Source organism: Tenacibaculum caenipelagi, assembly GCF_004363005.1.
In the GTDB taxonomy this organism is placed as follows: Bacteria; Bacteroidota; Bacteroidia; order Flavobacteriales; family Flavobacteriaceae; genus Polaribacter; species Polaribacter caenipelagi.
Genome location: NZ_SNYH01000001.1, coordinates 770,500 through 778,492 on the forward strand (window position 1 = coordinate 770,500; position 7,993 = coordinate 778,492).

The window sequence follows — 7,993 nt, forward strand, 5'->3', positions numbered from 1 at the left end:
AAAAAAAAGAGAAAGCTTTAAACAATATAAAACCTTCTCTTTTTTTATTTTTTTGGCGCCATTCTATAAGAAGAAAGAAGATAACAAATATTGCCTATATGAGTACGAAAATATAATTTATTTTCTTTTAAAAAAAAATTTCGTTAATTATTTTTATTTTTTCCGAACCGAAATACCTCCCCTATTTTTACTTATCTCTTGATAAATCTGGCCGTTCAATAAAAATTATTTTTTATCAACAGTCTTTCTATTATCTGAAAAATGTTTAATTGCAAACCCCATACTCTCATACAAGGCGATTAACTCATCTTTAGTCACACAATTATCAATATCTTTAATTTTCCAAGCAATCTTTTCTTTTGAAACTTCATCTACAAACTCAAACAAATGCTTCATTGCTATCTCTAAGAAACCATTATCATTTCCTGTACACTTGTCTTGAACAAAAACTTCTTTTTTCCTAGTTTTTGGCCACAACTTTACCCATAAGCTAGAATCTATCTTTGATAATTCAGTGATACTTTTATCAATATTAAACACATCTACTTCATATTCACTTTCATTAACAAACACTAACACATTATTTCCTATACTAGTTTTTTCAAGTACACATCGTGTACCTATAGTTCCTCTAGTTTCTAACAAGTATTTAACTACACCTAACCGTTGTCTTTCTAAATCTAACTTTTTGTTCAGCCCCTCTTTTTCTTTCTCTAGCTCTTTAGCTACAATCTTTTTTATTTTCTTTCTAAAAATCATCTTACAAATCATAACATCCTTTTTTGTTAATTATAATATACTACACTCAAAAATATAATTAATTATTATTAAGTTTTTCGAATATAAAAAAAGCACCAGCTATTTCTAGTGGTGCTTTTTGCTTAGTAGCGGGAGCAGGACTCGAACCTGCGACCTTCGGGTTATGAGTTCGAAGAATCACCTTTTTTCACGCCTTTTAACATCAAAAAACTGCCAAATCGTTTACGATACTATTTACGGTAATTTTTAATTAATTTCTGGGATAAATTTAAGAAAAAAATCAGGTTATACAATACTTCTAAATTTTATTTAACTTTAGGTTCAGTTACTTTTATTAAGTCATATATCATTGCAAATAATAATCTATTAAAGCAATTAAACTCGGAGGTTATTTCTTCAATTAAAGTAGGGGACTAATACTATTAAAACTTAATTTTAATATTTTATACTTTTGCCCGATTGAAAAAAGCTATGAGAAAATGTACAAACGAAATTATCATCCTTTGGTGATTATTTTATACGCTAGTGGAATACTAGATCAAGAACAAATTTCACAAATACCAAAAACCACACGATACAATTGGAATCAGTTTAAACATAAAAACTATTATGGAAATGAATGGGCAGAAAATTATATAGAACAGTTTGATGCTATTAAAGATGTTTTTGCCTCTAAATTCTTATTTAAATCGCTTCGTTTTTTAGCTGAAACTCGAAAAGGCTATTTGAATATGCTTGGTGAGTTAGTTCACAATAAGAAGCTTTTAAAACTACACGCTTCAAAAATTATAAGTTCGATAGAGCACTTAGCTTCCCTTTCCAACGTATCTGTGAATACTTCCTGTAAGTATTATGGTGTATCTAAAGATTGGTATTATACTCAGAAAAGAAAACTTGTTTGCGGTTTAAGTCCGTTTCAAAAATGTTATAAACAACATCCAAATCAGCTTTCTATAGATGAAGTAGTAGCTATTGAGAACTTAATAGTTGATTCTAATCACTTTGGAAAGTCCAAAACAACCTTATATTATCATGCTCTCATTAATAATCTGGTTACTTGTAGTAAATCTACTTTCTTCAAATACGCTTCTTCTTTAGGATATCAAAAACCTAAACGCTTTAAACAGCCAATTAAAAAAGGGGTTAGAGCTTCGAGAACTTTTGAATGGTTGCATGTAGATATTACCAATATTTCTACCATTGAAGATGGAGTTCAAAAAGTTGCCTTTGTAAAAGATAACTTTTCAAGAGCCATTTTACATTATAGTTCAACCAATGGTAAAGCAGGAAGTAATTTTATTAAAAATTTGTTCTTAGAAACATTCGACAAATATCAATTACTTAATAAGATGAATCCTATCAATATTCTGTCTGACGGAGGAAGTGAAAATAAAGGTGAATTTTTAACTTGGATTCAAAACATACAAGCACCTCCAATTGTTACCAAAATTACTGCACAAACTAAAGATTTTCCTTTTTCTAATTCGATGTCAGAAAGTACTCACCGTATTTATAAAACAGAATTTATGCGAGGAAAATATTCACTAAATACACAAACACACTTACAAGATTTAAAACAATTTGTAGACTATTATAATCATCACAGATATCCTACAGAACTCTATGGGTATACAACTATGGAAATCTTAAAAGGAAAAGTACCTGACAAAGATCGTTTTAAAGAACAAATACAAGAAGCAAGAAAAAAAAGAATAGAAGTCAATCAAAAGTTTAACGATTGTGTTTCCGCTATTTCTTGTAAGTTCTAAAAATTGATAGAAAGTCAACTTTTACAGTTTATATTTCAATTAATTTATGACTTTATCAACTTTTAAAATTGTTTTTTTGTTAAGTAATGAACATTTCAAATAGAAAAAAGGATATTCAAAATATGAATATCCTTTGTATAAGTTCTAATTCTCACAAACCTTTATTTTACTTAACATTCCCAATATTGGAACCCTTTTGTCGTGGTTTTTAATAGAGAGTGCCCAGTGATTATGAAAACGACCCAATTAAAGCTGGAAAAATAAAACTTCATCTTTATAATTATTTTTTTATAGACTATGGTTTTGGTTTATATCAAGCTTTTGATAGGTTAAATGAAACAATGAGAATAGGAAGTGTTCTTTTAGATTATGATACAGAAGAATTGAAAGAAGATATTAAGGAAGAAATAGGTGATAGTTTTAATAATAGTATTTTGGTTATTCACGAGTTTATGCTTTACCCCAAATTCAGAAGTAAAGGTTACGGGAAAGAAATACTCGAAAATATAGAAATATTTTTTAGTGGTAAATGCGGATATATTGCGCTACAAAGTTTTCCTAAACAACATGATGGCCCTTCCATAAAAGGAGAAGAGTTTAAAGATTTCCAATTTGAAAAATTGAATAAAAACTTTAAAGAGTCTCAAAAAAGACTTGATTTATTCTATGAGAATTGTGGGTTCAATAAAATCAAAAGTAAAACTCATAGTTTCTATATAAAAAATGTAAATCCTTTGTACTAAAAAACAAAAAGATGAACCTAAGTCCATCTTCTTGCTTGTTTTAACTATTTAATTAACTACTAAGAATTATCTTCTACAGTAGCATTTGGTGCATTCTTTTTTACAGAAGCTATACCATTTTCCATAGCATCTTTACTTGAATACATTTCACTTGTTCCGATGATTTGTCCGTTAGCTGCTTTTAGGTTAAAGTATGGACTTCCATCTTTAGCAGTTAATCTATCATACTTGTTATCATCTTGTGAGTTAGTTTTAACAGATTCTATTCCGTTATTACAAGCTGCTTTAGTTGTATAAGCTTCACTAGCTAGAATAGTTTGTCCATTTCCAGCTTTTAAGTTAAATCTAAATTGTCCAGATTTATCTGTTTTGATTTCGAATTTTGACATAGCTTTGTATTATTTAATAATATAAATTTGAGGAACACCAAAATAATTAATAGACTCTAACATATTGTTGTTTTTTATTTTAAAAACATATTTATTTTGCCTAATCCTTGAATCTACGCATAGCATTGTTGTTGTCGGGTCAAACGAAATTGAATCCTTTTTGAGAAAAAAATTATTTTTAGAATTGAAAAGCACTTTGATTTTATTGTAATTATTAGATAGTTTATAATAATTATCATATTTACTTATTTCTACTTTTATATCAGATTCACCTACAGTTCTATAAGATACATCAAAGTTTTTTAGAGTCTCAAAAGCTTTTTTATCTTCACCTAAACTAAGTCCAAAATAATTTTGATTATATCTATCACTTTTACAACCGTTCATCCCAATAGCCTTTTCTGGATAAAAGGTGATAAGGTTATTTTCTTTTTTAATTGTTCCTAAATAGTGATTTGAGTAATTAGCTCCTTTGACTTTTAAATAACTTTTTTTGCCATGAGAATTTTCTTGTAATACAAGGTATCCTCCTTTTTTGTTTATTGCATAAAGATTTAAGTCTTCTTTTTTAGATTGGCAGCTACACCCTAAAACAGGAATCATAATTGTGATAATTATAATTTTGATAAAGTTTAATTTTTTTTTACTTCTCTTCATTTTTTTGCACTCTAGTTGTTTCATATGTCTTATTTCGATAAACAGTTTTACCCGATATATTTGATTTACCTTGATTTATATATAACCTATTCGTTTTAAAATCTGTTGATTTAGTTTCATCTCCTACAGCATTTTCGATAAAGATATAAAATCCTTTGCCATCCTCTGTATCACTTCCCACAATTGTAATATAATGGTCAGTACCTAAGTCATCTGTATTAGCTCCATTGCTATAAGCAACTCCAACAACAACAGCATTTCCATCCTCTAATTCAGAATTAACATAATCAATAGCATCTGAACTATTCAATAGTTTATCCTTTTTATCATTATAGACTTCGATTCTATTATTTGATGTAACTTCTCCAGTTTTTCCTTGTCCTTTAAGATTTGTTCCTAAGTCATTAGCCTGTGCACAAGCTAAATTTGCACAATTTGTATTTCTGGGTTTATTAAATACGTTGTTTCCTGTTAAATCTTTATCAGCCCAAGTATAAACATTATTTTTTTTAGGATTGTAATTATTTCTTTTAGGAAGGTAATTAGGATTTCCAGCTTCTTCATATGTTGATAACATAGTATGTCCTACCATAGGCTCTCTATTAACTATATCAAAATTTGTTGTTGGCACACCTTCTAAACCTTCTAATTCAATCTTCCAAATAGGATTGTTATGTGCAAATTGATATGTAGATATAGATAAATAGTCTTCACTTACAGGGTCTACACCAAAGAACCTCCCTATGTCTGGCATATAATTTCTATATCTAAAAGTTAACCAATTTAATCCAAATTCTTCATTACTTTCTTGACCTAAATAATTCCACTTCTGCGCTACGCTATTTCCAATAGAAGACACATTCCCATTATACCCTTTATGTTTTAAACCAAAAGGATAGTAATTAGATTCTTCTATAATTTCTGTACTTGCTGTTATAGTTCCATCATTATTTGCATCTGTATAAGATAACCTAACATTTCCTAAATGGTCTGTGTATTGGTATACATAGTTAAAGGTTTCATTATCATTCTTTACATAACCCTCAGGGTGGTTAAAGAATTGTAACTCGCCATTTTCATAGATAAAGTTCCCTGCATAGTCGGTGGTAGTGCTACCCGCTACTTTTCGTAGCTTGTTACCAGAAGCATCGTAGGTATAACCAATAGTACCGCCTGCTAAGGTTACACTTACTGGTAAGTTTAAATGGTTGTAGGTAATTCCTGTGATTCCTTTATTTCTATCAATAATCATATTTCCATTACTGTCATATTCAAAATCATCATTGGTATTTGTACCGTCTTTAAAACCCCACCAATAATAACCATTATCTGTCACTTTCATTAACTTATTTGCACTGTCATACGTATACACCAAATCATCCATGTTACTGTAAAAATTTGTTGCAGGTGAATTGGTAGGTCCACTCCTTTTTAAAGTCAATATATTTCCATTCTTATCATAAGTAACAAAACTTAAATCATAATGTCGTGTGTTGTCGATGGCGCTTGTGATTCTGTTAAGCGCATCGTAACTATAGGTATATTGAGTACTCACTGGATTAGTTGCATTATTAACACTTAACGTATTCCAAGAAGTTTCACTTATGTTCCCGTTAAACAGGGGCGTAGCTCCATTCTGAGGCTTGTTGTAGTTGATGCTAAAGTTAAATAAATCGTTATCAGTTGTGTTACTATCTTGGTTAATATTTTTTAACCAACCACGTACGTTATATGCATAGTCTATCTTTTGCAACCCTTTGCTATTGTCTACAATTTTAAAATCTTTGATTTTATTACCTGTATTTGCTATACTTACATCTCCTAGTAAACTTCCAGAAGAAGAAACTAGAGAAATATAAAAGGTTTCTCCATTTCTTTTGTAATGTATTTCACTTCCTATACGTTCTACTCTAAAAACATCACCTACTAGGCAGGTACTAAACTCTCCTTTGTTTATACCTTTTTCATAAACTCTAATAACAGATCCATTACAGTATATGGCATAATCAATTGTATTGTAATGAGCATTAATATTGATGTAGGAAAGGCCAACCATATAATAATGATTTACAGCTGATGTTATAAACTCTACATATCCATCGTTAGTAATACTACCTAAAGTAGCCAAACCTGCATCCCATCCACTGGCACCTGTTTTGGTGATAACATTATCACTAATACTTATACCACTGGTTACATCTTTATAGCCTTTTTGTGTTCCGTTTCCTGTTAGTTTTGCTTCCAGTTTCCCTAACTCATCGTAATTGTTTTTTACAATTCTCTCTGAGAGTTGATTATTAATTTGTTGGGTTTGACTAATAAGCCTGCCCATATGATCGTATTCAAATCGGTCTACCGTTACAATAGGTGTATTAGTTCCTTTTACATGGGTAGTTTTGGTTTCTAACACTTTACCTGAAAAATCTAAATTACTTTCTACAATATCAGTAGTTCCTAACTCGTCATTTTTAGAATATACATAAATTGGTCGTGCTTTTTCATCGTAATAGGTAACGGTGGTTGTCCACTTTGTTGGTGAGCTACCTAAAATTTTTACTTTGCTTCCTGTAGCTAAGCTTTTTAGGTTTTCTGTTGAATTTACTCCATATACACCACTTACAGATATATTTGCTCCAGCCCTGTCAAATGTATAGTTATCATAATAGTTTATCGTGAGTACTTCTATGCTTGTCGTTGGAAAATCATTATTAGTATAATATATTCCTAAACTTTCAGCAACATCCTTCTTCTCTTCATAATATTTTTCAGCTATATTATTTTGAGTGTCAAAATAGGCTTGCATAGCTTCTCGGGTAATAACTGAACCGTGTGTATACATACCTGTATAGATTATCCTTCCTAAAGCATCATACTTGGTGAACAACCATTTTTTATCATCAACTGTACTATTATTATTAACACTTCTTAAGTTAGCATCTTGTGTAAGTACAGGTCTGTCTAATTTATCATAGATAATATATTCCCATCCTTTGCCAGGTATTTTCTTTTCTACCAAGCGATTACGATAGTCGTATTTATATTGATAACACAATTCTGATAATTCTGTTGCATCTGGTTTTGCTGAATGTGGTTCAGATTTTGGAGGTAAAACATAGGTTAAGTTTCCAAAATCGTCATATACATAGTAGGTATCGTGAGCTGTTTCAACACCTGATACTAAAGCATATGTTCGTTTTAAAATAACTTGTCCTTGTTTGTTCTTAAACTCTTCTGTAGTGTGCAATTTACTTGAGCTACCATTATGATTCTCATCCTTAGTAACTGTTTTATACAACTCTCCTGCTGGATAATCACTTGTTCCTCCTGTTAAGGTTGGAGTATAGGTATTATTAGCAAATGTGGTAGTAACTCCAAAAACTCTTACTTCTCCTGAGATATTCGTTTGGTAGTCAAACTTTATCTCATGCCCATTTCCTAATTTCCAGTCTTTTCCTGGGGCAGCTTGCTTTAGCACTCTATTCAAAGGTGAACCATCAAACTGTTTTTCTGAATAAGAATTTACATCAGGTAAACTCACTCCTGCAAAATCATCACTGTGTTTTACTTGATAATAGCTTTGGGTTGCTGTAGCTACATCGCCCGTTATAATTGCTCCATTACCACTTTCAACAGCATAAGGCAAGTATTCTTTGGTTTGCCTTCCAAAAGCATCGTA

At 30.4% G+C, this 7,993-nt stretch carries 6 protein-coding genes; 2 read left to right on the forward strand and 4 right to left on the reverse strand.

What is annotated here, in order from left to right:
* Positions 1 to 225: 225 nt before the first annotated feature.
* The gene (locus DFQ07_RS03500) at positions 226 to 771 is read right to left on the reverse strand and encodes a hypothetical protein (RefSeq protein WP_133534884.1); all 546 of its coding nucleotides are present in this window, start codon (positions 769 to 771) and stop codon (positions 226 to 228) included.
* 467 nt (positions 772 to 1,238) lie between these two features.
* On the opposite strand from DFQ07_RS03500, the gene DFQ07_RS03510 reads away from it, so the two are divergent.
* Positions 1,239 to 2,528: a hypothetical protein gene (locus tag DFQ07_RS03510; RefSeq protein ID WP_133534885.1), complete on the forward strand. Its 1,290-nt coding sequence runs from the start codon at positions 1,239 to 1,241 to the stop codon at positions 2,526 to 2,528.
* 218 nt (positions 2,529 to 2,746) lie between these two features.
* Positions 2,747 to 3,271, forward strand: coding sequence for a hypothetical protein (locus DFQ07_RS03515; RefSeq protein ID WP_133534886.1), 525 nt, complete (start codon positions 2,747 to 2,749; stop codon positions 3,269 to 3,271).
* Positions 3,272 to 3,330: 59 nt separating this feature from the next.
* On the opposite strand, the gene DFQ07_RS03520 is transcribed toward DFQ07_RS03515, so the two are convergent.
* The 3 genes from DFQ07_RS03520 to DFQ07_RS03530 all read right to left on the reverse strand — a co-directional run.
* Positions 3,331 to 3,660: a YegP family protein gene (locus DFQ07_RS03520; RefSeq protein ID WP_133534887.1), complete on the reverse strand. Its 330-nt coding sequence runs from the start codon at positions 3,658 to 3,660 to the stop codon at positions 3,331 to 3,333.
* A gap of 9 nt (positions 3,661 to 3,669) precedes the next feature.
* Positions 3,670 to 4,341: a hypothetical protein gene (locus DFQ07_RS03525; RefSeq protein WP_166627711.1), complete on the reverse strand. Its 672-nt coding sequence runs from the start codon at positions 4,339 to 4,341 to the stop codon at positions 3,670 to 3,672.
* Positions 4,304 to 7,993, reverse strand: a 3,690-nt coding sequence (locus DFQ07_RS03530; protein WP_243743924.1) for a DUF6443 domain-containing protein, incomplete at its 5' end; no start/stop codon positions are given. The genes DFQ07_RS03530 and DFQ07_RS03525, both read right to left, overlap by 38 nt.